Source organism: Streptomyces caelestis, from assembly GCF_001279005.1.
GTDB classification, from domain to species: domain Bacteria; phylum Actinomycetota; class Actinomycetes; order Streptomycetales; family Streptomycetaceae; genus Streptomyces; species Streptomyces heliomycini.
Genome location: NZ_LGCN01000108.1, coordinates 28,241 through 51,911, shown reverse-complemented (window position 1 = coordinate 51,911; position 23,671 = coordinate 28,241). Strand labels below are relative to the sequence as shown.

26 protein-coding genes are annotated in these 23,671 nt (G+C 74.1%); 12 read left to right on the top strand and 14 right to left on the bottom strand.

Annotated features, from left to right (window positions below):
- Nucleotides 1-36 precede the first annotated feature (36 nt).
- Complete coding sequence (locus ADK41_RS10305) at nucleotides 37-1,215, bottom strand: damage-control phosphatase ARMT1 family protein (RefSeq protein ID WP_030828429.1); 1,179 nt, start codon at nucleotides 1,213-1,215, stop codon at nucleotides 37-39.
- Between the two features lie 41 nt (nucleotides 1,216-1,256).
- The gene (locus tag ADK41_RS10300; RefSeq protein WP_030828431.1) at nucleotides 1,257-1,904 is read right to left on the bottom strand and encodes a ScbR family autoregulator-binding transcription factor; all 648 of its coding nucleotides are present in this window, start codon (nucleotides 1,902-1,904) and stop codon (nucleotides 1,257-1,259) included.
- Nucleotides 1,905-2,216: 312 nt separating this feature from the next.
- Here ADK41_RS10300 and ADK41_RS43010 point away from each other — a divergent pair, with 312 nt between their 5' ends.
- From ADK41_RS43010 to ADK41_RS10270, 7 genes are all read left to right on the top strand, one after another.
- Nucleotides 2,217-2,354 carry a hypothetical protein gene (locus ADK41_RS43010; protein ID WP_234318853.1) on the top strand — a complete coding sequence of 46 codons (138 nt, stop codon included), beginning with the start codon at nucleotides 2,217-2,219 and terminating at the stop codon, nucleotides 2,352-2,354.
- Nucleotides 2,351-2,806, top strand: coding sequence for a lytic polysaccharide monooxygenase (locus ADK41_RS40695; protein WP_234318851.1), 456 nt, complete (start codon nucleotides 2,351-2,353; stop codon nucleotides 2,804-2,806). Before ADK41_RS43010 ends, ADK41_RS40695 begins: the two co-directional genes overlap by 4 nt.
- Before the next feature lie 261 nt (nucleotides 2,807-3,067).
- Entirely contained in the window at nucleotides 3,068-4,078 is a 1,011-nt protein-coding gene (locus ADK41_RS10290; protein ID WP_030828438.1) for a substrate-binding domain-containing protein, read from the top strand.
- Between the two features lie 51 nt (nucleotides 4,079-4,129).
- The gene (locus ADK41_RS10285) at nucleotides 4,130-6,505 is read left to right on the top strand and encodes a sensor histidine kinase (protein ID WP_030828441.1); all 2,376 of its coding nucleotides are present in this window, start codon (nucleotides 4,130-4,132) and stop codon (nucleotides 6,503-6,505) included.
- A 36-nt stretch (nucleotides 6,506-6,541) separates the two neighbouring features.
- The gene (locus ADK41_RS10280) at nucleotides 6,542-6,973 is read left to right on the top strand and encodes a roadblock/LC7 domain-containing protein (RefSeq protein ID WP_030828444.1); all 432 of its coding nucleotides are present in this window, start codon (nucleotides 6,542-6,544) and stop codon (nucleotides 6,971-6,973) included.
- Nucleotide 6,974: 1 nt separating this feature from the next.
- A complete protein-coding gene (locus ADK41_RS10275; RefSeq protein WP_030828447.1) occupies nucleotides 6,975-7,334 on the top strand; it encodes a DUF742 domain-containing protein in 360 nt (119 codons plus the stop codon).
- Nucleotides 7,321-7,917: a GTP-binding protein gene (locus ADK41_RS10270; RefSeq protein ID WP_030828449.1), complete on the top strand. Its 597-nt coding sequence runs from the start codon at nucleotides 7,321-7,323 to the stop codon at nucleotides 7,915-7,917. The genes ADK41_RS10275 and ADK41_RS10270 overlap by 14 nt, the downstream gene beginning before the upstream one ends.
- A gap of 43 nt (nucleotides 7,918-7,960) precedes the next feature.
- On the opposite strand, the gene ADK41_RS10265 is transcribed toward ADK41_RS10270, so the two are convergent.
- The 4 genes from ADK41_RS10265 to ADK41_RS10250 form a co-directional block, all read right to left on the bottom strand.
- A complete protein-coding gene (locus ADK41_RS10265; protein ID WP_030828452.1) occupies nucleotides 7,961-8,920 on the bottom strand; it encodes an ABC transporter substrate-binding protein in 960 nt (319 codons plus the stop codon).
- 74 nt (nucleotides 8,921-8,994) lie between these two features.
- Nucleotides 8,995-9,660 carry an ABC transporter permease gene (locus ADK41_RS10260; protein WP_030828455.1) on the bottom strand — a complete coding sequence of 222 codons (666 nt, stop codon included), beginning with the start codon at nucleotides 9,658-9,660 and terminating at the stop codon, nucleotides 8,995-8,997.
- Complete coding sequence (locus ADK41_RS10255) at nucleotides 9,657-10,358, bottom strand: ABC transporter permease (protein ID WP_030828458.1); 702 nt, start codon at nucleotides 10,356-10,358, stop codon at nucleotides 9,657-9,659. The genes ADK41_RS10260 and ADK41_RS10255 overlap by 4 nt, the downstream gene beginning before the upstream one ends.
- Nucleotides 10,355-11,479, bottom strand: coding sequence for an ABC transporter ATP-binding protein (locus ADK41_RS10250; RefSeq protein ID WP_030828460.1), 1,125 nt, complete (start codon nucleotides 11,477-11,479; stop codon nucleotides 10,355-10,357). The genes ADK41_RS10255 and ADK41_RS10250 overlap by 4 nt, the downstream gene beginning before the upstream one ends.
- Before the next feature lie 312 nt (nucleotides 11,480-11,791).
- On the opposite strand from ADK41_RS10250, the gene ADK41_RS10245 reads away from it, so the two are divergent.
- A complete protein-coding gene (locus tag ADK41_RS10245; RefSeq protein WP_030828463.1) occupies nucleotides 11,792-12,793 on the top strand; it encodes an NAD-dependent epimerase/dehydratase family protein in 1,002 nt (333 codons plus the stop codon).
- Between the two features lie 161 nt (nucleotides 12,794-12,954).
- Here the strand turns inward: ADK41_RS10245 and ADK41_RS10240 are convergent, their stop codons facing one another.
- On the bottom strand, nucleotides 12,955-14,067 hold the full coding sequence (locus tag ADK41_RS10240; protein WP_030828466.1) for a sensor histidine kinase: 1,113 nt from the start codon (nucleotides 14,065-14,067) through the stop codon (nucleotides 12,955-12,957).
- A 3-nt stretch (nucleotides 14,068-14,070) separates the two neighbouring features.
- A complete protein-coding gene (locus ADK41_RS10235) occupies nucleotides 14,071-14,805 on the bottom strand; it encodes a response regulator transcription factor (RefSeq protein ID WP_030828469.1) in 735 nt (244 codons plus the stop codon).
- Nucleotides 14,806-14,909: 104 nt separating this feature from the next.
- Here ADK41_RS10235 and ADK41_RS10230 point away from each other — a divergent pair, with 104 nt between their 5' ends.
- Genes ADK41_RS10230 through ADK41_RS10220 form a run of 3 tightly spaced genes read left to right on the top strand, consistent with a single transcriptional unit; the run spans nucleotide 14,910 to nucleotide 16,944 of the window.
- Complete coding sequence (locus tag ADK41_RS10230; protein WP_030828472.1) at nucleotides 14,910-15,632, top strand: glycosyltransferase family 2 protein; 723 nt, start codon at nucleotides 14,910-14,912, stop codon at nucleotides 15,630-15,632.
- Nucleotides 15,629-16,252 (top strand): TIGR04282 family arsenosugar biosynthesis glycosyltransferase, encoded by a 624-nt coding sequence (locus tag ADK41_RS10225; RefSeq protein WP_037804464.1) that lies wholly within the window; start codon nucleotides 15,629-15,631, stop codon nucleotides 16,250-16,252. Before ADK41_RS10230 ends, ADK41_RS10225 begins: the two co-directional genes overlap by 4 nt.
- Nucleotides 16,249-16,944, top strand: coding sequence for a class I SAM-dependent methyltransferase (locus ADK41_RS10220; RefSeq protein WP_030828479.1), 696 nt, complete (start codon nucleotides 16,249-16,251; stop codon nucleotides 16,942-16,944). The genes ADK41_RS10225 and ADK41_RS10220 overlap by 4 nt, the downstream gene beginning before the upstream one ends.
- A gap of 197 nt (nucleotides 16,945-17,141) precedes the next feature.
- Here the strand turns inward: ADK41_RS10220 and ADK41_RS10215 are convergent, their stop codons facing one another.
- Together ADK41_RS10215 and ADK41_RS10210 are read right to left on the bottom strand one after the other, a co-directional pair.
- Nucleotides 17,142-17,558, bottom strand: coding sequence for a hypothetical protein (locus ADK41_RS10215; RefSeq protein ID WP_324604896.1), 417 nt, complete (start codon nucleotides 17,556-17,558; stop codon nucleotides 17,142-17,144).
- Between the two features lie 8 nt (nucleotides 17,559-17,566).
- The gene (locus ADK41_RS10210) at nucleotides 17,567-18,826 is read right to left on the bottom strand and encodes a molybdopterin-dependent oxidoreductase (RefSeq protein WP_030828485.1); all 1,260 of its coding nucleotides are present in this window, start codon (nucleotides 18,824-18,826) and stop codon (nucleotides 17,567-17,569) included.
- A gap of 113 nt (nucleotides 18,827-18,939) precedes the next feature.
- Here ADK41_RS10210 and ADK41_RS10205 point away from each other — a divergent pair, with 113 nt between their 5' ends.
- A complete protein-coding gene (locus ADK41_RS10205; RefSeq protein WP_030828488.1) occupies nucleotides 18,940-20,280 on the top strand; it encodes a hypothetical protein in 1,341 nt (446 codons plus the stop codon).
- Between the two features lie 16 nt (nucleotides 20,281-20,296).
- On the opposite strand, the gene msrB is transcribed toward ADK41_RS10205, so the two are convergent.
- The 4 genes from msrB to ADK41_RS10185 all read right to left on the bottom strand — a co-directional run bounded on the left by msrB (nucleotide 20,297) and on the right by ADK41_RS10185 (nucleotide 23,648).
- Entirely contained in the window at nucleotides 20,297-20,704 is a 408-nt protein-coding gene (msrB, locus tag ADK41_RS10200) for a peptide-methionine (R)-S-oxide reductase MsrB (protein ID WP_030828491.1), read from the bottom strand.
- A gap of 14 nt (nucleotides 20,705-20,718) precedes the next feature.
- Complete coding sequence (gene murC / locus ADK41_RS10195; RefSeq protein WP_030828495.1) at nucleotides 20,719-22,107, bottom strand: UDP-N-acetylmuramate--L-alanine ligase; 1,389 nt, start codon at nucleotides 22,105-22,107, stop codon at nucleotides 20,719-20,721.
- Nucleotides 22,108-22,187: 80 nt separating this feature from the next.
- Entirely contained in the window at nucleotides 22,188-22,661 is a 474-nt protein-coding gene (locus ADK41_RS10190) for a hypothetical protein (RefSeq protein ID WP_030828498.1), read from the bottom strand.
- 201 nt (nucleotides 22,662-22,862) lie between these two features.
- Nucleotides 22,863-23,648: a pyrimidine reductase family protein gene (locus tag ADK41_RS10185; RefSeq protein ID WP_030828500.1), complete on the bottom strand. Its 786-nt coding sequence runs from the start codon at nucleotides 23,646-23,648 to the stop codon at nucleotides 22,863-22,865.
- Nucleotides 23,649-23,671: the final 23 nt, after the last annotated feature.

Sequence of the window (23,671 nt, the reverse complement as noted above, 5' to 3'; positions counted from 1 at the left end):
TCGCGTGAACCGTGCCCCGTACGGGAGTTGTGGACCCTAGGTCCGGACCTGGACCAGCGCGTGGGTGCCGCCGGTGCGCCAGCGCTGCTCCTCCGCCGCGACCAGCGCCGCCTCGGTGTCGGCGGTCAGTCCGGTGATCACGTCGGACTTCAGGGTGCGCAGGGCGGCGACCGGCCCCGGGAAGTACGCGGTGACCTCCGCGAAGGGTGTGGTCGGGGGCCAGTACCGGTCGCCCACGAGACGGCGGTAGTTGAGGTCGCCCTTGACGACGGTGAGCGCGGCGGCGGCGAAGTCCGCGCGGAGGCCGTCCGGCATGTCCGCGTACGGCAGCGGCGCGCAGGAGAACGGGTGGGCGCGGAGGGTGAGCCGGCCGTCGGTGAGCGCGGCCCACAGGCCGCGGCCGTACTCGGCCGCCGCGCCCTCGGCGCCGGTGAGCCGGCGCACCGCGTCGACGACGTCGGCGGTAGTGGCGTCGGAGACGTAGTACGGGTACGGCTTGACGTGCAGCACCGCCCGGGCGACACGGCCGTGCGCCAGCAGGTGGGCGATGAGCAGCAGGTCCGGGACGAGTTCGCGGCCCGCGTTGTCGGCGACCAGGCACAGGGTGCCGGTGCCGGGGGCGCCGAGCAGCGGCCACAGCCGTTCGCTGTCGTCGGCCACCAGGGCGGGGACGGCGGCCGTCTCCTCGGCGCCCTCGGCGGACAGCCGGAAGCCGAGGTCGGCGCGGTTGCCCCACAGGGAGCCGTGCAGCAGGGCGCGGGCCCGTTCGTCCACCGGCTGCCGGGCGAGGTCGTCGAGCGCGGCCAGTTCCTCGTCCGTGGCGGGCGAGTCGAGTTCGGCGAGCTTGGAGGGGCGGAACGGGTCGATGCCCTGCCAGGGGCCGGGGGCGAAGTAGCCCACCGCGTGCAGCAGCCGGCGGTAGAACCAGCTCTCGGACCACAGCCACGGCACGTCGTACCAGGAGCGGCCGGCGTAGGCGTCCATCCCCCAGGCCTCCCAGTGCCGCCGGTCGTGGGCGTCGGCGGGGAGGGGTTCGATCGTGCCCCCGGTGCAGCCGGCGAGCAGGGCGTCGAGCGCGCGGTGCTGCTCGGGCCCGTACGGGAAGGCCTCGCGCACCTGCCGGATGATCGCCGGGTGCCGCTCGGCCAGCACGCCGTGGGGGAAGGTGCCGGGCTCGTCGCCGAGGATCACGGGCGCGGTGGGGTGGTCGGACATGCGGCTCACCGTAACGCGCGCCGGCCGTCGCGCGCCGCGGGTCACACCGGCGCGATCTCCCGTTCCAGCCGCGCGGCCAGGCTGAGGTAGCGGGCGCGCCGGGTGACGGGGACCAGGCCCCGGATGAGGATCTGCCACATCTCGGCCGTACGGCGGGGCTGCCGGGCGACGGATTCGCGGGAGCGGCCGACGACGCGGGTGCCGACGAAGAAGCAGACCAGGGAGTGCGCCACGACGTCGATGTCGACGTCCGGGTGGACGTCGGACTCCTTGACGGCGCCGAGGAGCCGGGCCGTGACGATGTCCAGCCACTCGGTGAAGGGATGGCTCAGCGGGGGGCGCGGCCGGGTGCCGCCGGTGGCGAGCCGCAGTCCGGCCCGCAGGACGGGGTCCTCGGCCGACATCCTGGCTATGCAGAAGGTGAGGCGCATCAGCGCCTCCAGCGAGGTGTGCCCCCGGAGCTCGGTGTCCCTGGCCAGCCGGCGGCTGGTGGCGGACTGGAGTTCCAGGATGGCGTGGGCGAGGTCCTCCTTCGCGGCGAAGTGGAAGTAGAGGGCCCCCTTGGTGACCTGGGCGTGCTCGACGATGTCGCTGAGACTGGTCGATTCATAGCCCTGCCGGTCGAACAGCTCTGCGGCGGCCGTGATGATCGTCGCGCGGGTCTGCTCGGCGCGTACCTGCCTCGCCATCGCCTGAACTCCTGAGCCGGAAAGGAACGGGTCATGCTGTTTGTTTTCACGCCTGGTACACGATAACTCACGCTGTGGCGACACCCATCGCGCGGGCATCCTCCCGAACGTGAACGTACCGGGCGTAACGAACGCGCGCTCCGAAAGAAAACAGCACGTCCGGTATCTAAGTGTGGCAGGTGCGGGGGCAAAAGAGAACGGCGGGCCGACCGCGGCCGAACGACGGGCGGCGCGGTGAACGCGCCAGGCGTTCGCGCCGCATGGCACGGAGGAGTTCCCCGCGTTCCCCGCCCGCCGAAGGAGGCGGTCCGGATGTCCCGGACGACCGCGCACCGCACCGCGCTCGCGGCGGCCCTCGTGGCGCCGGCGGATCCGGTGAGCCGGGCCGTGGCCCGCTCGCCCGAGGGCGGCGACCGGGCGGGGACGCCGGCACGTTCCGTGCGCACCTGACGGAGCCCGGCGACGACCCGGCGAAGCCGCTCACCTGGTCCGACCCGCCCGAGGAGCCGTTCGCCGAGGTGACGGACCCGGCGCTGCCGGACGGCGCCCACCGGTTCCGGGTGCCCCTGCCGTCGGACCGGACGGGACGTCATGTGCGGTACACGGTGCGGCGGAACGGCGGCACTCCCGGCACGTGCTCCTCGTGCCCGGACGTGGTGTCCCCGCGGAAGAGGAAGGAGGCGGCGGCAGAACCGGCGCGGAGGAGTCCGGCGCCCCCTCACCGTCTCCGCGTCCCCGGACGGCGGGCGCCCCCGCGCCGCCGGGTCCGCCGCCGCTCCCGGCGCGCGCACCACCGCGGCCGCCCCTCCGGGTCCTTCGCCCCGCTGTTCGCGGGCGGCGCCGCCGCCGTCCTGGTGCTCGCCGGGGGCGCCGCGCCGGCCCCGCGGCCGCGCCGGCGCTGAACGGGGGACGGGCGGGAGGGACCGGAGCGGTTCCGTACCGTCCATTCGGTTCGGCGGCGGCAAACGGCCGCGGCGTACTCACGGTTCATCACAATGCGGCAGCATCGCCTCACTTCACGTGGCTGTTCACTTGACGACCAGTGGTCCCACAGGGTTGGCTCCGGCCCAGCGAGAGTCACCCGTTCGGCGCACGCCCCCCGCGGTTCCGTCGGTGCTCTCCCCCTGCTCTTGCTCGGCCGCACAGCGAGGTCCGCACCCCTCATGAACACTCGTCCCCCGTCCCGCCGCCTTCCGAGACGCCGTCTGGCGGCGCTGGCAGCCGCCGTCGGTCTGCTGGCGACCGGCTGCTCCGTCCTCGGTTCGGACGACGACTCCTCGGACTCCGACGGCGCGAACCGCTCCGGCGCCGGACGGATCAAGGTCACGATGGTGACCCACGGCGACGAGGGCGACGCCTTCTGGGACCGGGTGAAGAGGGGCGCCGAGGCGGCGGCCGCCAAGGACGGCATCGAGCTGACGTACGTGAGCGACCCGGACCCGGCGGGGCAGGCCGACCTGGTCCGCGAGGCGGTCCGCGAGGGCGTCGACGGCATCGCGCTGACGCTGGCCAAACCGGCGGCCATGAAGGGCCCGGTCAACGAGGCGCGGGCCGCGAACATCCCCGTGGTGGGGCTCAACTCCGGTATCGACGCCTGGAAGTCGGCGGGGCTGCTGGAGTTCTTCGGCCAGGACGAGAGCGTGGCGGGCCGGGCCGTCGGCGACAAGCTGGACGAGCTGAAGGCCGAGCACGCCCTGTGCGTCGTCCACGAGCGTGGCAACGTCGCCCTGGAGGCCCGCTGCGCCGGCGTGAAGAAGGCGTTCGGCGGGACGACCGAGAACCTCTACGTGGACGGCACCGACATGCGCGCCGTCTCCGGCATCATCACCGCCCGGCTGCGGCAGGACCAGACCATCGACGAGGTGGTCACCAACGGGGCGGACTTCGCGCTCACCGCGGTCGAGGCCGTCGCGGAGGCGGACAGCGAGGCCGACGTCGCCACCTTCGACCTCAACGAGGACCTGGTGGACGCCGTGCGCGGCGGCAACGTCCAGTTCGCCGTCGACCAGCAGCCCTACCTCCAGGGCTACCTCGCCGTCGACGCGCTGTGGCTGTACCGGACCAACGGCAACATCAGCGGCGGCGGGGTCGCGCCCGTGCTCACCGGACCGGCGTTCGTCACGAAGGCCGACGCGGACTCGGTCGCCGGGTTCGCCGCCGACGGAACCCGCTGACGGGCCCGGCCGTGCGTACTCCTCCCACCATCCGACCGCTCTAGGACCACGATGTCTCCACGGACAGGTGCCCGGCGCCGTCTCGGCTCCATACGCCTCTCGCTGTTCCTCCTCGCCCTGGTGCCCAGCGTCACCCTCGCCGGCATGTGGGGCCTGACGACGATCCAGATGTTCTCCGAGGGCCTGCAGCTGCGTTCCCAGACGGAACTGAGCCGGTCGACCGGCGCGATGGGCACGCACGCCACGCTGGCGTTGCAGCAGGAGCGCCGGCTGACCGCCGCGTGGCTGGCCGAGCCGGACACCCCCCGGACCGCCCTGGAGGACCAGCGCAAGAAGACCGACGACGCGGTGGCGAAGCTGGTCGGTCAGGCGGACGCGATCGCCGAGGCTCCGGCGCGCATCTCGGACTACATGTACGGGGTGCTGGGCTCGGTGGGCAGCCTGGAGTACTACCGGGACCAGGTGGACGCCCCCAGCGACATCACCGCCGAGCAGGCGCTCGGCCAGTACACCTCGATCATCGACGACCAGATCCACGCCTTCCGGGAACTCTCCCAGGTCGACGACGGGGACCTGACCTCGCAGGCCGGACCCCTGGTCTCGCTGGAGCACGCGGCGGAGCTGGTCTCCGAGGAGGACGCGCGGCTCACCCTCGCCTGGCCCTCCGGGCGTCTGGACGCGGAGGGCTGGGGCGAGTTCGCGGAGCTGGTGCACACCCGCCGCTGGCTGGTCGACGACCAGATCATGCCCTCCCTGCGCGACGAGACCAAGGTCCAGACCGAGCGGATCCTGCAGAGCGCCGAGTGGCGTGCCCTGGAGGCGGTCGAGGACCAGGTGCTGGCGACCGCGCCCACCGGCGAGAAGCACGCCGTCGAACTGCCGGACCTGCGGGAGCAGTGGGCCGAGGCCATGGACCGGGTCTCCCCGCAGTACGCCGCCCTGATCCGGCAGCAGACCGACGCGCTGCTCGTCCGCAGCGCCGACGAGGCCCGCAGTCTGCTGCTGACGGCCGCCTCCCTGAGCGCCGCCGGACTGCTCGCGCTGCTGCTGTGCGTCGGCCTGTCCTGGCGCATCACCCGCTCGCTGTCCCGCCGGCTGCGCGGTCTGCGGGTGGCCACCCTCGGCCTGGCCGAGGAACGGCTGCCCGATGTGGTGGCCCGGCTGGAGCGGGGCGAGAAGGTCGACGTGGAGTCGGCGACGACCCCGCTGGACTACGGCCACGACGAACTGGGCCAGGTCGCGCAGGCGTTCAACACCGCACAGCGCACGGCCGTGCACACCGCGATCGAACTCGCCGACACCCGGCGCGGTTTCCAGAAGGTCATCCTCGGCATCGCGCGGCAGAGCCAGAACCTGGTCAACCTCCAGCTCAGCAAGCTCGACGCGCTGGAGCGCCGGCACACCGACCCCGAGGTCCTCAAGGGTCTGTACGAACTGGACTCCACGGCCAGCCAGTTGCGCCGGTACGAGGAGAACCTGGTCATCGTCAGCGGTGAGCGCCCCGGCCGTACCTGGAGCGATCCGGTCGCGCTGATCGACATCGTGCGCAGCGCCGTCGGTGAGGTCGCCGAGTACCAGCGGGTGGAGGTGCTCACCGAGGAGGAGGTGTCGCTCGCCCCGCCCGCGGTGGCCGACGTCATCCACCTGCTGGCCGAGCTGATCGACAACGCGACGGTGTACTCGCCCGCGCCGAGCCCCGTCACGGTGCGGGCGGCGCTGGTGGCCAAGGGCCTCGCCGTCGAGGTCGAGGACCGGGGCCTCGGCATGTCGGACGACGACTACGCCTCCCTGAACGCCCAGTTGGCCAAGGCGCCGCAGTTCGACGTGGTGGCGCTCGCCGACGACCTCCGGCTCGGCGTGTTCGTGATCTCCCAGCTCGCGCACCGGCACGGCATCTCCGTGACCCTGCGCTCCTCGCCGTACGGCGGGACGACGGCGATCGTGCTGATCCCGCACGAGATCGTGGTGCGGGACACGCCGTCCGGCGGCCCGCGGGAGACGCGCGCCGGGAGCGCGGAGGACCGGAGGGACGACGGGCCCGAGGAGACCGTGACCGCCGGTGCGCGGCAGGCCGCGGCGTCCCGGTCGGCGACCGCCGTCCGGCCCGCCCCCGCACCGGCCGTGCCGGCCGCACCGGCGCCCGCGCCCCGCCGGGACGGGCTCACCCCGCTCCCCCGCCGGGTGCCGCAGACCAGCCTGGCCGCCGAACTCCGCGAGGAGTCCGTCCCGGACGCCGAGGACGACTCCGGCGACTTCACCGCGGAACACGCCGCCTCCTCCCTCGCCGGCTTCCAGCGCGGCACGTCCCAGGCGCGGGACGACGACACCGACGAGGCCGGACCGCAGGACGACGCGGACGAGACGGACGAGGCGGCGCACGTGCCCGCCGCTCCCGCCGGGTCCCCGACGCCGACCGCCGACCGCTGACCGCCGACCGCCGACCGTTCACGAAGGAACACCGTCATGACACGCCCCATCCCCGCCACCCACACCCAGCTGGACCAGCTGCTGACCGGACTCGTCGAGCGGGTCGCCGACGTGAACCAGGCCGTGGTGCTCTCCGAGGACGGTCTGGTGGTGAGCAAGTCCACCGGATTCCTGCGGGACGACGCGGAACGCCTGGCGGCGACCGCGTCCGGTCTGATGAGCCTCAGCAAGGGCGTCAGCATGGACTTCCGCGGCGGCCCGGTGCGCCAGGCGCTCATCGAGATGGCGCACAGCTACCTGATCCTCACCTCGGCCGGTCCCGGCGCCCACCTGGTGGTGCTGACCGGTCCGGGCGCGGACGTCGGCGTGGTGGCGTACCAGATGAACATGCTGGTGAAGAAGATAGGCGAGCACCTCAGCGCGGCCCCGCGGGACATCGCGGGGCCGGCCGTCGACCCCGGCGCGTGAGGTGGGCGGAAGCGACTCGGCGGGCCGGCTCGTACGACCGTTCACCCTGACCGGTGGCCGGACCCGGCCCAGCCGTGCCGACTTCACGCTCATCACGACGGTGACGGCGGCGGATCCGCAGCCCGAGGGGGCGGCCCGGCCGCAGCCCGAGCACTCCCGGATCCTGCGGCTGTGCGCCGAGCCGATGGCGGTCGCCGAGCTCGCCGCGCGTCTCGACCTGCCCATGAGCGTGGTCGTCATCATGCTGTGCGACCTGCTGGAGGCGGGCCGGATCACCGCCCGCCCGCCGCGTCCCGTCGACCGCACCACCGTGGACCTGGATCTGCTGCAGAAAGTGAGGGAGGGCCTTGGCCGGCTCTGACACCACCGCGCGGGCGTCCGCCGGGCGTCCGGCACCCGACACGGTCAAGATCCTGATCGCCGGTGGCTTCGGCGTGGGCAAGACGACCATGGTCGGCTCGGTCAGCGAGATCGTCCCGCTGCGCACCGAGGAACCGCTGACCATGGCGGGCCTGGACGTCGACGACCTGAACGGCGTCGAGGAGAAACGTGCCACCACGGTCGCCCTGGACTTCGGCCGGATCAGCGTCTCGGACGACCTCGTGCTGTACCTCTTCGGCACGCCGGGGCAGCAGCGGTTCTGGTTCATGTGGAACGACCTGGCCGTCGGCGCCCTGGGCGCGGTGGTCCTGGTGGACGTGCGCAGGCCCAAGACCAGTTTCGCCGCGATCGACTTCTTCGAGCGCCGGGGCATCCCGTTCGTGATCGCCGTCAACGGCTTCCACGGGGAGCACCCGTACCCGGTCGAGGACATCCGGGAGGCGCTGACGCTGCCGGACGGCGTGCCCGTGCTGCTGTGCGACGCGCGGGAGCGGGAGTCGTGCCGGGACGTGCTGATCGCGCTGATCGACCGGCTGATCGCGCAGGCGGCCCCGGCGCGGTGAACGGCCTCCGGGGTGCGGCCCGCCGGCCGCACCCCGGGCGGGCTCAGTCCAGGCCGGCCGACTTCAGCCAGGCCTTCGCCACGTCCAGCGGGTCCTTCTTCTCCAGCTGCACCTGGGCGTCCAGGTCGAGGAGGGTCTCGGTGTCCAGTTTCGCGGAGACCGCGTTCAGCGCCTCCACGCCCTCCCGGGGCAGCCCCTCCTTGGATACCAGCGGGGTGACGTTGGCGAAGCCGAAGAGGTTCTCCGGGTCCTTCAGGACGACGAACTTCTCCTTGACGATGGTCGGGTCGGTGGTGAAGACGTCCGCGGCCTGGACCTCGTTCCCGCTGAGCGCCGCCTGGGTGAGCGGGCCGCCCGCGTCGAGCGCCTTGAACGACTTGAACGTCAGGCCGTAGACGGTCTCCAGACCTTCGAGTCCCTGCTGCCGGGTCTGGAACTCGGGCGAGCCGCCGATCACCAGCTCCGGCGCCATGTCCTTGAGGTCGGCGAGGGTCGATTCGTCGGTGAGGCCGTGCTTGCCCGCCGTCTCGGCGTTGACGCTGACCGAGTCCTTGTTCTCGGCGGGCGAGGACTCCAGCAGGGTCAGCGACTTGTCCAGCCTGGCCTTGACGGCCTCGTTCACGGCCTGAGCGGACTCCTGTCCGGCCTCGGGGTCGAGGTAGGCGAGGAGGGAGCCGTTGTACTCCGGCAGGACCGTGAGGGAGCCGTTCTTCATCAGGCCGTACGTCGTCTCACGGCTGCCGATGTTGTGCTTGTAGTCGACCTTGAGGCCGGCGGCGCGGAGGGCCTCGCCGTAGATGTCGGCGAGCAGGGTGGACTCGGCGAAGTTGTTGGAGCCGACGACGACGGTGCCGGCTTCGGCCTTCTGCCCGTCGAGGGGGTTGTCCGAGGGGTCGCCGGAGGAGGAACAGCCCGCGAGCAGTGCCCCCGCGGCGGTGAGCGCGACGGCCGCCGCACCGGTGTGCCTCGTCCTGGACCTGCTGCTCTGCGCGGTAGAAGTCATTCGCCGATCCAATCCAGCCGCTCACGGCGAGTCAAGGACGTCCGGATCACGTGTGTCGCACATCTGATCGAACGTCAGCGCCTGCGCACTCCGGGGGACACCGCCAGTCGTCCCGCCGCCCAGAACACCGCGAGGGTGAGCAGCGCCAGGACGGCCACCAGGGTGGCCCCGCCGACCACCTTCTCGTAGTCGCGCTGGTAGAGCCCGTCGATGATGTACCGGCCGAGCCCGCCGAGACTGACGTACGCGGCGATGGTGGCCGTCGACACGATCTGGATGGCCGCGGAGCGCAGGCCGCTGAGGATCAGCGGGAGCGCCACGGGCACCTCGACCCGGAAGAGGATCCGCGACTCGTGCATGCCCATGCCCCGCGCGGCGTCCACGGGGGCGGGGTCGACGGAGCGGACCGCCTCGTAGGTGGTCACCAGGATCGGCGGGACGGCCAGCACGACCAGCGGGATCATGACGGGCAGCAGGCCGAAGCCGATCAGCAGGACGGCCAGCACCAGCAGGCCGAAACTGGGCAGTGCGCGGGCGGCGTTGGCGATGAAGGCGAGCGCGTTGCCGCCGCGTCCGGTGTGGCCGGTCAGCAGGCCGACGGGCAGCCCGACGGCGGCGGCGACGGCGAGGGCCAGCAGGGAGTACTGGAGGTGTTCCCAGAAACGCTGCGGGATGCCGTCGTAGCCGTGCCAGTGGGCGCTGTCGCTGAAGAAGGCGTCGACGAAGTGGAGGACGTTCACCGGACCGCACCCTCCGGGGTGATCTCCGCCCGCCGCGCGGCGGGTTTCAAACGGGTGCCGCCGCGCGGCATCCACGGCGTCAGCAGCACCCGCAGCGCGACCAGCAGGACGTCGCACAGGATCGCCAGGACGGCCATCGTGACCACGGCGTTCACCGCGAGTTCGGGCCGGTCGTACTTCTGCGCGGCGGCGAGCAGGTTGCCGAGGGCGCCCTGGTTGCCGATCAGGGCGCCGACGCCGACCAGGGAGATGCTGGACGCGGTGGCGACCCGGAGTCCGGCGATGACGGCGGGCGCGGCGATCGGCAACTGCACCTGGAGGTAACGGCGTACGGAGCCGAAGCCCATGGCGGTGGCCGCGGCGAGGGTCTCGTCCGGCACCGAGCGCACGCCGTCGACGATGGCCGGGACCAGGACGACCAGGCTGTACAGGGCCAGCGGGATCATCACGGTGAGCTCGGTCTGGCCGGTGTAGTCGATGAGGACGACGAAGAACGCCAGCGAGGGGACGGCGTACAGCACGGTCGTCAGGCCGAGCACGGGCGGGTACAGCCAGCGGAAGCGGCCGCACAGCTGTGCGATCGGCAGGGCGAGGAGCAGCCCGGCGGCCACCGGCAGCAGAGCCTCCCTCAGGTGCAGGCCGATCAGCCCGGCCCAGCTGTGCTGGAGGTCGCTGGGGATGTCGAAGAAGCCGGTCATCCCGCGACCTTCTGCTCGTCGGCGCGGCCGGCCGTGTGGGCGGCGCGGACGGCCTCGCCGATGGTCTGCTGGGAGACGACGCCGGTCACCCGGCCGTGGCCGTCCACGGCGACCGCCCGGCCGACGGGCGAGAGCACGGCGCAGTCGAGGGCGACCCGCAGGGAGTCGGCGCCGGGCACGAACGGCCGTCCGTACGGCAGCAGTCGGTCGGTCCTGAGATCACCGGCGGTCAACTCCTCGCGCGCGGCCCAGCCGAGCGGGCGGCCGTCGGCGTCGGTGACCAGGAGGTGGGGGGCCTCGACGGCGGCGATCCGTGCGGCGGTGGCGTCGGCCGGGATCACCGCGTCGGTGGTCAGCTCCAGTGCGTCGGAGGGGAAGAAGGACAGCCGCCGGATGCCGCGGTCGGCGCCGAGGAAGTCCTCGACGAAGCCGTCCGCCGGGTTCGACAGCAGGTCGGCGGGCGGCGCGTACTGGGCGAGCCGGCCGCCCTCGCGCAGGACGGCGACCATGGTGCCGAGGGTGATCGCCTCGTCGATGTCGTGGGTGACGAAGACGATGGTCTTGCCCAGCTCGTCCTGGATGCGCAGGAGTTCGGCCTGCAGCCCCTTGCGCACCACGGGGTCGACGGCGGAGAACGGCTCGTCCATCAGCAGCACCGGCGGGTCCGCGGCGAGCGCCCGCGCCACGCCGACGCGCTGCTGCTGTCCGCCGGAGAGCTGGTACGGGTACCGCTTGGCCAGCGAGGGGTCCAGGCCCACCCGCTCCATCAGCTCCGCCGCCCGCTCCCGGGCCCGCTGCCTGCCCCAGCCGAGCAGGCGGGGCACGGTGGCGATGTTGTCGACGATCGTGCGGTGCTGGAAGAGCCCGGCGTTCTGGATGACGTACCCCATGGAGCGGCGCAGGGTGGTGACCGGCTGCCGCCGGCTGTCCTCGCCGTCGAGCAGGATCGTTCCCTCGGTGGGTTCGACCATCCGGTTGATCATGCGGAGGGTGGTCGTCTTGCCGCACCCCGAAGGGCCGACGAGGACGGTGATCGAGCGGTCGGGGATCTCCAGCGACAGCCGGTCGACCGCCACCGTGCCGTCCGGGTACCGCTTCGTGACTGAATCGATCCGTATCAAGACGCGGAACACCCTTCCGGTGGGCGGACGGTTCTGGCCTGGGCCTGACGGTCTGACGCCGGTCGAGTCTAGACGGCACTCCCGGGGAGCGCCTCGAAGCGCCCGGCGTCCGTGTCGCGGGGGCGGGCGGCACAGGCGGGCGCTGGGGGCACCCCCTCCGGGGGAGGCGCCCCGCAAGCGCCGGGCCGCGCGACCACCCCCGCCCCGCGCGCACTCCGCCCGCCGGCCTTACGGAGCCCACCGGTCTTACGGACCCGTGACGTCGCGGGCGCGGCGCCGCTGCCGGGCGGGATCCGCGCCTAGCGTGGGCGCATGCGCGTACTGGTCACCGGCGGTGCCGGGTTCATCGGGTCCCATGTCGTCGAGGCGCTGCGGGCGCGCGGGCACGAGCCCGTCGTCTTCGACGTGCGCACCGATCCGACGGCGGACGTGCGCTCCCCGGACGCGGTGCGCGGGGCGCTGTCCGGCGTGGACTCCGTCTGCCACCAGGCGGCGATGGTGGGCCTCGGCGCCTCGTTCGCCGACGCGCCGGAGTACGTCTCCCGCAACGACCTGGGCACGGCGGTGCTGCTGGCCGCGATGGCGGAGGCGGGGGTGCGGCGGCTGGTGCTGGCCGGGTCGATGGTGGTGTACGGCGAGGGCCGCTACGCCTGTGCCCGGCACGGGGTGGTGCGTCCCGGGCCGCGGGCCGTCACCGACCTGGCGGCCGGGCGCTTCGATCCCGCCTGCCCGGTGTGCGGGGCGGACCTCGAACCGGGCCCAGTCGGCGAGGACGCCCCGGTCGACCCGCGCAACGTGTACGCCACGACCAAGCTGGCCCAGGAGCACCTGGCCGCCGCCTGGGCCCGGTCGACGGGCGGTTCGGCGGTGTCGCTGCGGTACCACAACGTCTACGGCCCCGGCATGCCCCGCGACACCCCGTACGCGGGCGTGGCCTCCTTCTTCCGCTCGGCGCTCGCCCGCGGCGAGGCCCCGCGGGTCTTCGAGGACGGCCGTCAGCGCCGGGACTTCGTGCACGTGCGGGACGTGGCGGCGGCGAACGTCGCCGCGCTGACCGCGGAACCGGCCGCCGGGGCGCTCACCGCGTACAACACCGGCAGCGGCACCCCGCACACGGTCGGCGAGACGGCCCGCGCCCTGGCCGCCGCGTACGGGGGTCCGGACCCGGTCGTCACCGGGGAGTACCGCCTGGGCGACGTCCGCCACATCACGGCGGACTCCTCCCGGCTGCGGGCCGAGCTGGGCTGGAAGCCGGAGGTCGCCTTCGAGGACGGCATGCGGGAGTTCGCGTCGGCGGGACCGCGGGGCGACTGAGACGCGGGCGGGCGGCTTCGGCGGCACCGGACGGTCACGTCACCCGCGCCGTGCGGCGACCCGACGGCCCGCACCCGAGCAGCCGGACACTCGTGGTGGCGGGCCCGCGGGGTGACCGCGCGCCCGCGCGGCGACGGCCGGAGCCGCGCGGGAGCCTCGGGTCAGGGTTCCGTCGCCGGGAGCGTCACCTCGAAGCGGCAGCCGCCGGTGACGTTGCGGACGGTGGTGCTGCCCCGGTGGGCCTCGACGATGCCGCGGACGATGGCGAGGCCGAGGCCCGCGCCGGCCGGCGGGGTCCGGGCGTGGGTGCCGCGCCAGCCGGTGTCGAAGACGCGGGGCAGGTCCTCCTCGGGGATGCCGCCGCAGCCGTCCGTCACGGACAGCACCACGCCCTCGTCCGAGCGCCGCGCGGCGACGGCGACCGTGCCGTCGGCCGGGGTCCGGCGGATCGCGTTGACCAGCAGATTGCCCAGGACGCGGCTCATCTCCCGCCCGTCCACCTCCACCGGCACCGGCTCCACCCGGTCCCCGACGAGCCGTACGCCGTGCTCGCGGGCGAGCGGATCCGCGCCCGACAGGGCGTCGCCGATCAGGTCGTACAGGGAGATCCGGGAGGGCGAGAGGGTCAGCGCGCCGGCGTGGATGCGGGAGAGCTCGAAGAGGTCGCCGACCATGTCGTTGAGGCGTTCCACCTCGGTGCGGATCTGCCTGAGGTAGCGGTCGGGTTCGGCGGCGACCCCGTCCTCCAGCGCCTCGGCCATCGCGCGCAGTCCGGCGAGCGGGGTGCGCAGGTCGTGGGAGATCCAGGCGACGAGTTCCCGCCGGGAGGACTCCAGGGCCCGCTCGCGGTCCCGCGACTCGGCCAGCTTGACGCTGGTCGCCTCCAGCTCGCGGCTGAGCGCGGCGAGTTCGGCGGTGGACGGGCGCTCGGGCGCGGCGAAGTCCCCGCCGTCGCCGAAGGAACGGGCGGCGAGCGTCAGTTCACGGCTGCGGGCGACCACCCAGCGGCCCAGCAGCAGCGCGGTGACCGTGGAGACCACGGCGGCCATGGCGACGACCGTCGTCACCACGCTCAGGTCGTGCGCCGACAGGAACATGGCCCGGGCGACGGCGAGGGTGCCCGCGAGCATCGCCGCCACCGCGACCCCGGCGACCACCGCGAGGTGCGCGGTGAGCGACCGGCGCCGGATCAGCAGCAGCACGCACGCGCCGAGCACCCCGGCCGTGGCGGCGCCGAGGAAGGCGAACAGGGCGATGAGCAGCGTGTCCCGCACCGCTCACTCCTCCCCGAGACCGGCGGCGGGGTCGAAGCGGTAGCCGACGCCCCACACGGTCCGGACGATCCGGGGCCGCGCCGGATCGTCCTCCACCTTGCCGCGCAGCCGCCGCACGTGGACGGTCACGGTGGACAGGTCGCCGAAGTCCCAGCCCCACACCTCCCGCATCAGCTCCTCCCGCGCGAAGGCCCGCCCGGGGTGCCGCAGGAAGAAGGCGAGCAGGTCGAACTCGCGGATGGTGAGGGCGAGTTCGGCGCCGTTCTTGGTGGCCCGGCGGGCAGCGGGGTCGACGGTGAGACCGCCCGCCCGCAGCAGGCCGGACGCCGCGGCCGGCGCGGGGCGGGCGCGGCGCAGCACGGACCCGACGCGCAGGACGAGTTCGCGCGGGCTGAACGGTTTGGTGACGTAGTCGTCGGCGCCGACCTCCAGGCCGAGGATCCGGTCGTCCTCGTCGCCCCGCGCGGTGAGCATGATGACCGGCACGGGTCCCCGTCCGCGCATCCTGCGGCACACCTCCAGTCCGTCCATGCCGGGCAGCATGAGGTCGAGGACGACGAGGTCCGGCCAGTGGGCCGCCGCGCGGGCCAGCGCGTCGGGGCCGTCGCCGGCCCGGTCGACGACGTACCCGGCGCGGTCGAGGTAACCCGTGACGATCTCGGCCACGGTGGGGTCGTCGTCGACGACGAGGACCCGGGACCCGGCCCCGGCGCCGGCGCCGGGTGTTCGCTGCTCCATGCGGCCAGCCTGGCACCCCGCGCGCGCGAGCGGCGCGGCCGGGCCGCCGACGTCCGCGTTCCGTAAGGAGCCGATACCCGGTATGCCCTTTTCGTCTCCGTAGGGTGAGAGCCGTGACCACCTCCTCCCCCGCCCCGGAACCGGGCCCGCCGTCCGTGGACGTCGTCCTCCCCTGTCTCGACGAGGCCGCGGCCCTGCCGTGGGTGCTGGAACGCGTCCCGCCCGGCTGGCGCGCCCTCGTCGTGGACAACGGCTCCACGGACGGCTCCGACCGCGTCGCCCGCGAGCTCGGCGCGACCGTCGTGCGCGAGGAGCGGCGCGGTTTCGGCGCCGCCTGCCACGCCGGGCTGACCGCCGCCACGGCCGACATCGTCTGCTTCTGCGACTGCGACGCCTCGCTCGACCCGGCGGACCTGGTGCCGTTCGTGCGCGAACTGCGGGCCGGCGCGGCGGACCTGGTGCTGGGCCGGCGCCGGCCGCGGACGCGCGGGGCCTGGCCGCCGCACGCCCGCGCGGGCAACCTCGCGCTGTCCCGGCTGCTGCGCCGCCGCACCGGACTGCGGCTGCGCGACCTCGGCCCGCTGCGGGCCGCCCGGCGCGAGGAACTGCTCGCCCTGGACCTGACCGACCGGCGCAGCGGCTATCCGCTGCAGATGGTGGTGCGCGCCGCCGACGCCGGCTGGCGCGTCACCGAGCACGACGTCCCGTACGCGCCGCGCACCGGCGTCTCCAAGGTCACCGGCACCTGGCGCGGCACCTTCCACGCGGTACGGGACATGAGCCGCGTGCTCCGGGAGGCGCCGGTGCAGGAAGGGGCGGTCTCGTGACGTCCACGCCGTCCGTGACGCTGCTCGTCATCGCCAAGGAGCCCCGGCCGGGCCGGGTGAAGACCCGGCTGACCCCGCCGTTCACCCCCGGGGAGGCGGCGGAGCTCGCCGAGGCCGCGCTCGCGGACACCCTGGACGCTGTGGCGCGCACGCCCGCGCGGCGCCGGGTGCTGGTGCTGGACGGGGCGCCGGGGCGCTGGCTGCCGGCCGGTGTCGAGGTCGTACCGCAGGGCGCGGGCGGGCTCGACGAGCGGCTGGCCGCCGCGTTCGCCGGGTGCGACGGACCCGCCCTCCTCATCGGCATGGACACCCCCCAGGTGACCCCGGAGCTGCTCACCGTGGACTTCGCCGACTGCGACGCGTACTTCGGCCCCGCCGAGGACGGCGGCTTCTGGGCGCTCGGCCTGGCCGAGCCCGATCCCCGGCTGCTGCGCGGGGTCCCCATGTCGACCCCGGGCACGGGAGCCGCGCAACGGCGGCGGCTGACGCACCTGCGGGTGCGGGAACTGCCGCGCCTGCGGGACGTGGACACGGCGTACGACGCCGCGCTGGTCGCCGGTGCGGCGCCCGGAGGCCGGTTCGCCGCCCGGCTGGCCCGGCTGACGGCGGGCCCCCGGTGAGCGGGGTGCGGGCGGCGGCACGCGTCGGGCGGCAGCGGCCGGCGCCCGCCGCCGAGCGCGCCTGGTCCGCCGACCCCTACGCCGACGCCCTGCACGCCGGCCGGGGGCCGCTGTTCCTGCGCCGCGCCGACGGATGGCTGCTGCCCCTGGACGTGGAGCGCTGGTGCGCCGAGGCCGACGCGGCGGACCTGGAGGTGCTGCGGCGCTGCGAGGGCGCGGTGCTGGACGTGGGCTGCGGGCCGGGACGGCTGGTCGCGGCCCTGGGCGTCCGGGGGCGCCGCGCGCTCGGCGTCGACGTCAGCGAGGCCGCGGTGGCGCACACGGTCCGGCGGGGCGGGCAGGCGCTGCTCCGCTCCGTCTTCGACCCGCTGCCCGGCACCGGCCGCTGGGGCACCGCCCTGCTCCTGGACGGCAACCTCGGCATCGGCGGCGATCCGTCCGCCCTGCTCGCCCGCCTCGCCCGGCTCCTGGCACCGGGCGGCCTGCTGGTCGCGGAGACGGTTCCCCGCCCGGACGTCGACGAACGCGCCCTGGTCCAGGTCACCGACGCCCGCCGCACCCCCGGCGCCCCCTTCCCGTGGGCCCGCCTCGGCACTCCGGCGCTGCTGCGGTACGCGGAGGGGGCGGGCTGGCGGGCGGACGACCAGTGGTCGATGGACGGGCGCTCCTTCGTGGCACTCCGGGCGAGGTAGGGACGGGTTCTTCGCCCCCGCCGCCCCTTCCCGTCCCGAAACCGGGGCTCCGCCCCGGACCTCCGCTCCTCAGACGCCGGAGGGGCTGACCTCCAGCCCCTCCGGCGTCTGAGGAGCGGAGGTCCGGGAGGCAGCGCCCCCGGAGGACGGGAACAGGAAGGGGCGGCGGGGCGACAACACAACAGCCGGCACACCCTTCAGCTGACACCCGGCGCCCGCCGCCCCCTCCTCATCCGCACCGCGAACACCACCGCCGAGCCCCCGAACAGCACGGCCGTGACGATCAGCCACCGGACCGCGTAGCCGTCCGCGGACAGACCCGCGACACCGGCGTACCGCTCCGACACCCGGCCGGTGATCAGCGGGAACCACACGAGCAGCAGCAGCCCGGACAGCGCGGCCGGCACCCGCGCGTACACGACCCACGTCCTCCGCCGCCGCGCGCCCTTCACCAGCGCCCGGTCGGCCGCCGCGTACAACGGCAGCAGCACCAGGTCGTGGACCACCGCCGCGCCCACGAACCACAGCGCGACCATGAACCAGTCCCCGTCGAGCAACCGCACCCCCGCGTACGCGCAGAGGGCGAACGAACAGAGCAGCACGAGCGGCTTCACGGGTCGCCTCACAGCTCACCGAAGGTCAGCCGGGCGACCCACTTGGTGGCGAGCACGCCGGGAGCGGCGGGGACGATGATCCGGGCCGGGTAACCGTGATCGAGGGTCAGTTCCTCGCCGTTGACGAACAGGGCGAGCAGGGAACGCGGGTCGGCGACCTGGTTGGCGCGCAGCGCGCCGCGCCGGAAGGCGCCGTGGCGTTGCAGCGACTCCACGAACACGTCCACCGGGTCGTCGTGCCCGACGAGCGCCGCGAGGTCCCGCAGCCGTACGCCCCGCCACCACTGGTCCGAGGTGGACCAGCCCTCCACGCAGGCGATGGGCAGCGCGACGCTGTGCAACGGCATGCCGAGCAGGCCGGCCCTGCCGAGCCGTACGGTGCCGGTGGGCCCGGTGACGGCCAGCCGCCACGCCGCCTCGTTCGTCTCGGCGGCGCGGATCCCGGCGTACGCGGCCGTCTTGTTGATCTGGAACGCGCCTGGTCCGCTGCCGGGTTCGGGGCCGCCGTGCGGAGTGAGGACGGCGGTCTCGCGCAGCGGTGCGTCGAAGCTGCGCCCGGCGGAGGTGACGAGGAACAGCAGCGAACCGCCGCCGACCAGCCCGAGCGCCCCGCGCCGCGAGACGGTCGGCGGATCGGGACGCGGAGCGGCCGGCCCGTCCGCGTCCTCACCGCCCCCTTCCCGCATCCTGCGCAGGTTCCGGACCGCCACCGGCGCCTTCAGCACCGCGTGGGCGGCGAACGCGCCGAAGAACACCCAGGCGCCGTAGAAGTGCAGCGGATAGAAGGAGCCGGGGAAGACGTAGTCGAGCTGGACGTTGAGGATGCCCGTGGTGAACTCGAACAGCGCGCCGCCGACCAGGAGCAGCAGCGAGATCCGCTCCAGGGCGTGGGTGAGCGAGCGGGCCGGGGGCAGGGTGAACAGCCTGGGCGCCACCGACCACAGTTTGGCCAGCAGCACCGGCACGAGCACCAGGCCGAGCGTGACGTGGACGCCCTGGGTGAGCCGGTACAGCCACGGCGGGTCGGTGGGCCAGGGGAAGAGGTAGAAGCCGAGGAGCCCCTTGCCGGGGGTCTTGTCGTTCACCGGCGCGAGGTCCGGGTTGTACGCGGCGTACGACAGCAGTCCCGTGACGAACAGGATCGTGACGCCGGCGAGGAGGACCACCCCGAGCACCGAGGTGAACCGGGGACCGCGCAGCGGGCTGCGCCAGAAGTCCGGCGAGAACGGGCCCCGCACGGGACGGGTGGGGAGGAAGGACCGAGGCATGTGCCGACCGTAGGTCCGCACCACCCCGCGAAAGGGTGCGGAAGCGATGACGAAACGCTGACATCCACCCTGCCCGGCCGCCCGTCACCGCTCCCCCGGCCTAGCGTGACGGCGTGAACCGCGATCTTCCCCGTGCCACGGCCCGTGACCTCTCGGCGGTCACGGCCGCCGCGCTGCTGGTCCTGGCCGCCGTCCTGATCGGCGCCCGGATCGAGGACCGTCACGGCACGCTCCGGGTCGGCCGGCCGCCGCTGCTGGCCGACTGGGCGCCGCACGCCGGCCCGGGCACTCCGGCCGCGCTGGTCGTCGCCGCCGCCGTGGTGGCGTACGGTCCCTCCCTGGCCGCCCGGCTGTCCTGGCGGCCCCTGCTGCTCACGGCGTGGGCAACGTCCCTGGCCTGGACCTGGTCGCTCGCCCTCGTCGACGGCTGGCACCGGGGCGTCGCCGAACAGCTGACCACCACCCACGAGTACCTGCGGGCCGTCGACCGCTTCCGGGACATCCCCGCCGCCCTGCGGGACTTCGACGCGCACATCCTGCTCGGCGCCCCCGACAACTGGCCCGCCCATGTCGCCGGGCATCCGCCGGGCGCCACCGTCACCTTCGTCCTGCTCGACCGGATCGGGCTGGGCGGCGGGGGGTGGGCGGGCGCCTTCGTCATCACCGCCGGCACCACGGCGGCGGTCGCGGTCCTGGTCGCCGTGGGCCGGCTCGCCGACGAGACGCTCGCCCGCCGCGCCGCGCCCTTTCTCGTCCTGGCCCCGGCGGCGGTGTGGGTGGGCACGTCCGCCGACGGCTACTTCACGGCGGTGGCCGCCTGGGCCGTGACCCTGCTCGCCCTCGCCGTGACGGGACACCGCCCGGCCCTGACCGGGCTCGGCTCAGGACTGCTGTTCGGCCTCACCGTGCACCTGTCGTACGGACTCACCCTGTTCGCGGTGATCGGCGCGGCCGTCCTGCTCCTGGGCACGCGGCGCCTGCGGCCCCTGCCGTACGCGGCCGCCGGGTTCCTGGTCGTGCCGGCCGTGTTCGCCGCGCTGGGCTTCGACTGGTGGGAGGCGTACCGGCTGCTGGTCACCCGCTACCACCAGGGGGCGGGCGGGGTGCGCCCGTACGGGTACTGGGTGTGGGCCAACCTGGCGTGCACGGTGCTGGTCACCGGGCCGGCGACGGTGGCGGGGCTGCGCAGGGCGGGGGGCCTGCTCGTCGGGGGCCGCACCCCGCGTCCCCGTACCGCCGCTCCCCGTCTGGCGCTGCTCGCGGCGTCCGCCCTCCTCGCGCTGCTGATCGCCGACCTGTCGGGGATGAGCAAGGCGGAGACGGAACGCATCTGGCTGCCCTTCGCGTTCTGGCTGCTCCCCGCCGCCGCCCTCCTGCCCGGCCCGCGCGCCTGGCTGACCGCTCAGGCCGCCCTCGCGCTGCTCCTCAACCACCTGCTGCTCACCGGCTGGTGAGCAGCAGGTGCGCGGATCAGCCCTCGGCGGGCCGCAGCGTCAGCGAGATGCTGTTGATGCAGTACCGCTGGTCCGTGGGCGTCGCATACCCCTCACCCTCGAACACGTGCCCGAGGTGGGAGCCGCAGCGGGCGCAGCGGACCTCGGTGCGCACCATGCCGTGCGAGCGGTCCTCGACCAGCTCCACGGCGCCGGTGTCCTTCGGGTCGTAGAAGGACGGCCAGCCGCAGTGCGACTCGAACTTGGTGGTCGAGGTGAACAGCTCGGCGCCGCAGGCGCGACAGGAGTAGACGCCCTCGGCCTTGGTGTCGGTGTACTCGCCGGTGAAGGCGGGTTCCGTGGCCGCCTGGCGCAGGACGGCGTACTCGGACGGGGACAGCTCCGCGCGCCACTGCTCGTCCGGCTTCTCCACGTCGTACGGCATGAGACTCGAGCCCCTTACTTCGACAGACGGTCCAGGATGAGCGGGCCGAGGTCGGTGACGTCGCCCGCTCCCATGGTGAGAACGAGATCACCGGGCTTCGCCATTCCCGCGACCACCTCGGGGATCTCCGTCTTGTCGTGGACGGCGGTGACGTCCGCGCCGGCCGCCCGGGCCGCCTCGATGATCAGCTCGCTGGTGACGCCCGGGATCGGGTCCTCGCGGGCCGGGTAGACGTCCAGCACCACCGAGGCGTCGGCCAGGGACAGGGCCTGGCCCATCTCCTTGCCCAGCTCCCGGGTGCGGGAGAACAGGTGCGGCTGGAAGACGACCAGGATGCGGGCGTCGCCGACGGCCGCGCGCATCGCCTCCAGGTCGGCGGTCATCTCGCTCGGGTGGTGCGCGTAGGAGTCGACGACCTGCACGCCTGCGGCCTCGCCCTTGAGCTGCAGGCGCCGCTTCACCCCGGTGTACGCGGCCAGCGCCGGGGCCAGCTCGGCGGCCGGGATGCCGAGCGCCACGCCGGCGGTGAGCGCGGCGACCGCGTTGTGCGCGTAGTGCCGGCCGGGGACCGACACGGTGAAGGTGAGGGGGGCGCCGTCGAGTTCGACGGTCACCTCGCTCCTCAGCCCCTGCGGGACGACCGACAGCACCCGCACGTCGGCGTCGTCCGACTCCCCGTACGTCACGGTCCGCACCGATCCGTCCAGCCGCCGGGTCAGCTCGCGGGCGCCCTCGTGGTCCGCGGAGATCACCAGCGTGCCGCCGGGCACGATCCGGCCGACGAACGTCTCGAAGGACTCGTGGATCTCCTCCATGGAGGCGTAGTTGGCGTGGTGGTCCAGCTCCACGTTGAGGATGATCGCGACCTCGGGGGCGTACGTGTGGAAGCTGCGGTCCGACTCGTCGGCCTCGGCGACGAAGATCTCGCCCGCGCCGTGCAGCGCGTTGGAGCCGGGGGCGTCCAGGTCGCCGCCGATCGCGTACGACGGCTCGCGGCCCAGCGCGGTGAGGGAGACCGCCAGCATGGAGGTGGTGGTGGTCTTGCCGTGGGTGCCGGCCACCGCGATCGGGCGCAGGCCGTCCATCAGGGCGGCGAGGGCGTCGGAGCGGTGCACCACCGGGACGCCCAGCTCGGCCGCCCGGACCAGCTCGGGGTTGTCCTCGCGGATCGCGGAGGAGACGACGACGCAGCTGGCGTCGTCGGCGAGGTGCCCGGCGGCGTGGCCGATGTGCACGGTGGCGCCGAGGGCGCGCAGGGCGTCGGCGGTGGCGGAGTCCTTGGCGTCGCTGCCGGCCACCTTCGCGCCGCGCTGGGCGAGGATCTTGGCGATGCCCGACATCCCGGCGCCGCCGATGCCGATGAAGTGCGGTCGGTCCATGGCGGTAGGAAGGCCGGGTGCCATGCGTGTTCTCCCAGTGGTGCGACGAGCGGGACGGCGGTCTTCGCGCCCTCGCGGGAGAACCGGGAGGGCGCCGCCCCAGCCTATGCCTTGCTGTGGGAGAAGAGTTTCAGCACCGGCACCCCGACCTTGTGCCGGGCCCGGGAGGCCCAGTCGCGGTGGAAGAACTCCTCCACGTAGTGCGGGTCGGTCAGGACGATCACCTCGTCCGCCCCGACCTCCTCCACCACGGCCCTCAGCGCGTCCAGCGGGTGGTCCTCGACGAGCCGGCCCTGCGCCGTGTCGCCGGTGGTGCGCAGGGCCTGCAGGGACACCTCCAGGGCCCGCTCCCCCATGGTCTGGGCCTCCTCGCCCTCGGGCGTCTCGCCCTCGCGGACGGCCTCGTCGAGCTCGCCGAGCGCGACGTCGTCGATGGCTCTCAGCAGCCGGTCGGCCTGTTCGCCGCGCGGCTGGAGCAGCACATGGAAGGAGACCGGCTCGTCGCCGTGCAAGGTGGTGACGAACTCCACGTCGGCGGACGTCAGGGCCTTCTCGATCATCAGTACGCTGGTGAACACCAGGCTCCCCTTCTCCTCGGAGGACCCTAGGGCCCCCTCTCTGCTCCGTGGACCGGGCCCGGCCCTGCGGAAACCATCCTGCCCCGTGTGCGCACGGGTACCGCCGGATTCAGTGTTGCCCCTTCCCGCATCGGCCGGACGAATGCGTTCCGCCGATCGCCGGACCGGCGGTCGCCGTCCGGCGCCCCCGGCCGCGACCGGTCAGGACCGCTGGTACCGGGTGAACAGGAAACCGTCCTCCTCCAGCATCGACTTCAGCGCGAAACGCCGCGGAAGTGTTACGGACGGTCCACCGGCGATGCGCTGCGCGTCACCGGCGGTGAGCATCGGCGAGACGGTCAGGCAGAGCTCGTCCAGCACCCCGGCCGCCACCAGCTGGCCCAGCAGCCGCGGCCCGCCCTCGGTCAGCAGCCGGGTGTGCCCGAGGTCCGCGAGGGCCCGCACCGCCCGCGCGGGGTCCACCGCCTCCCCTTCCCCGGCGGTGACCACCCGGGCGCCCGCCCGCTCGGCGGCGGCCACGCGGTCCGGGGCGGCCCCGGCGCCGGTCAGCAGCAGCGTGGGCACCAGGGGGGAGGTGAACAGCGGCAGCGAGAAGTCCAGGTCCAGGCTCGCCGTCACCACCGCGATCGCGGGCGCGGGCCCCTGTCCGGCCGCCTCCCGCGCGGCCGCGAACTCCGCGCGTGCGCGCGACGGACGGTAGCCCTCCTGCCGTACCGTCTGCGCGCCGACGACCACGACGTCGGCGAGCGCCCGCAGCGTGCCGAAGATCCGCATGTCGGCCGGGCAGGAGATGGGCTGCGAGCGGCCGTCGTGCTGGGCGGCCCCGTCGAGGGTGGACACCATGTTGGCGCGCAGCCACGGCTCCCGCCCGTCCGGCCCCGGCTCGGGGTAGGCGTACGCGGCGGCGAGCTCGGCGAGGCTCCACTCGCGAGCCGCGGTGTCGTCGGTCACGTCGGTCACGTCGGTCACGGGGAACAGGCGTCGCATGCCGAGCAGTGTTCCACGGCCCG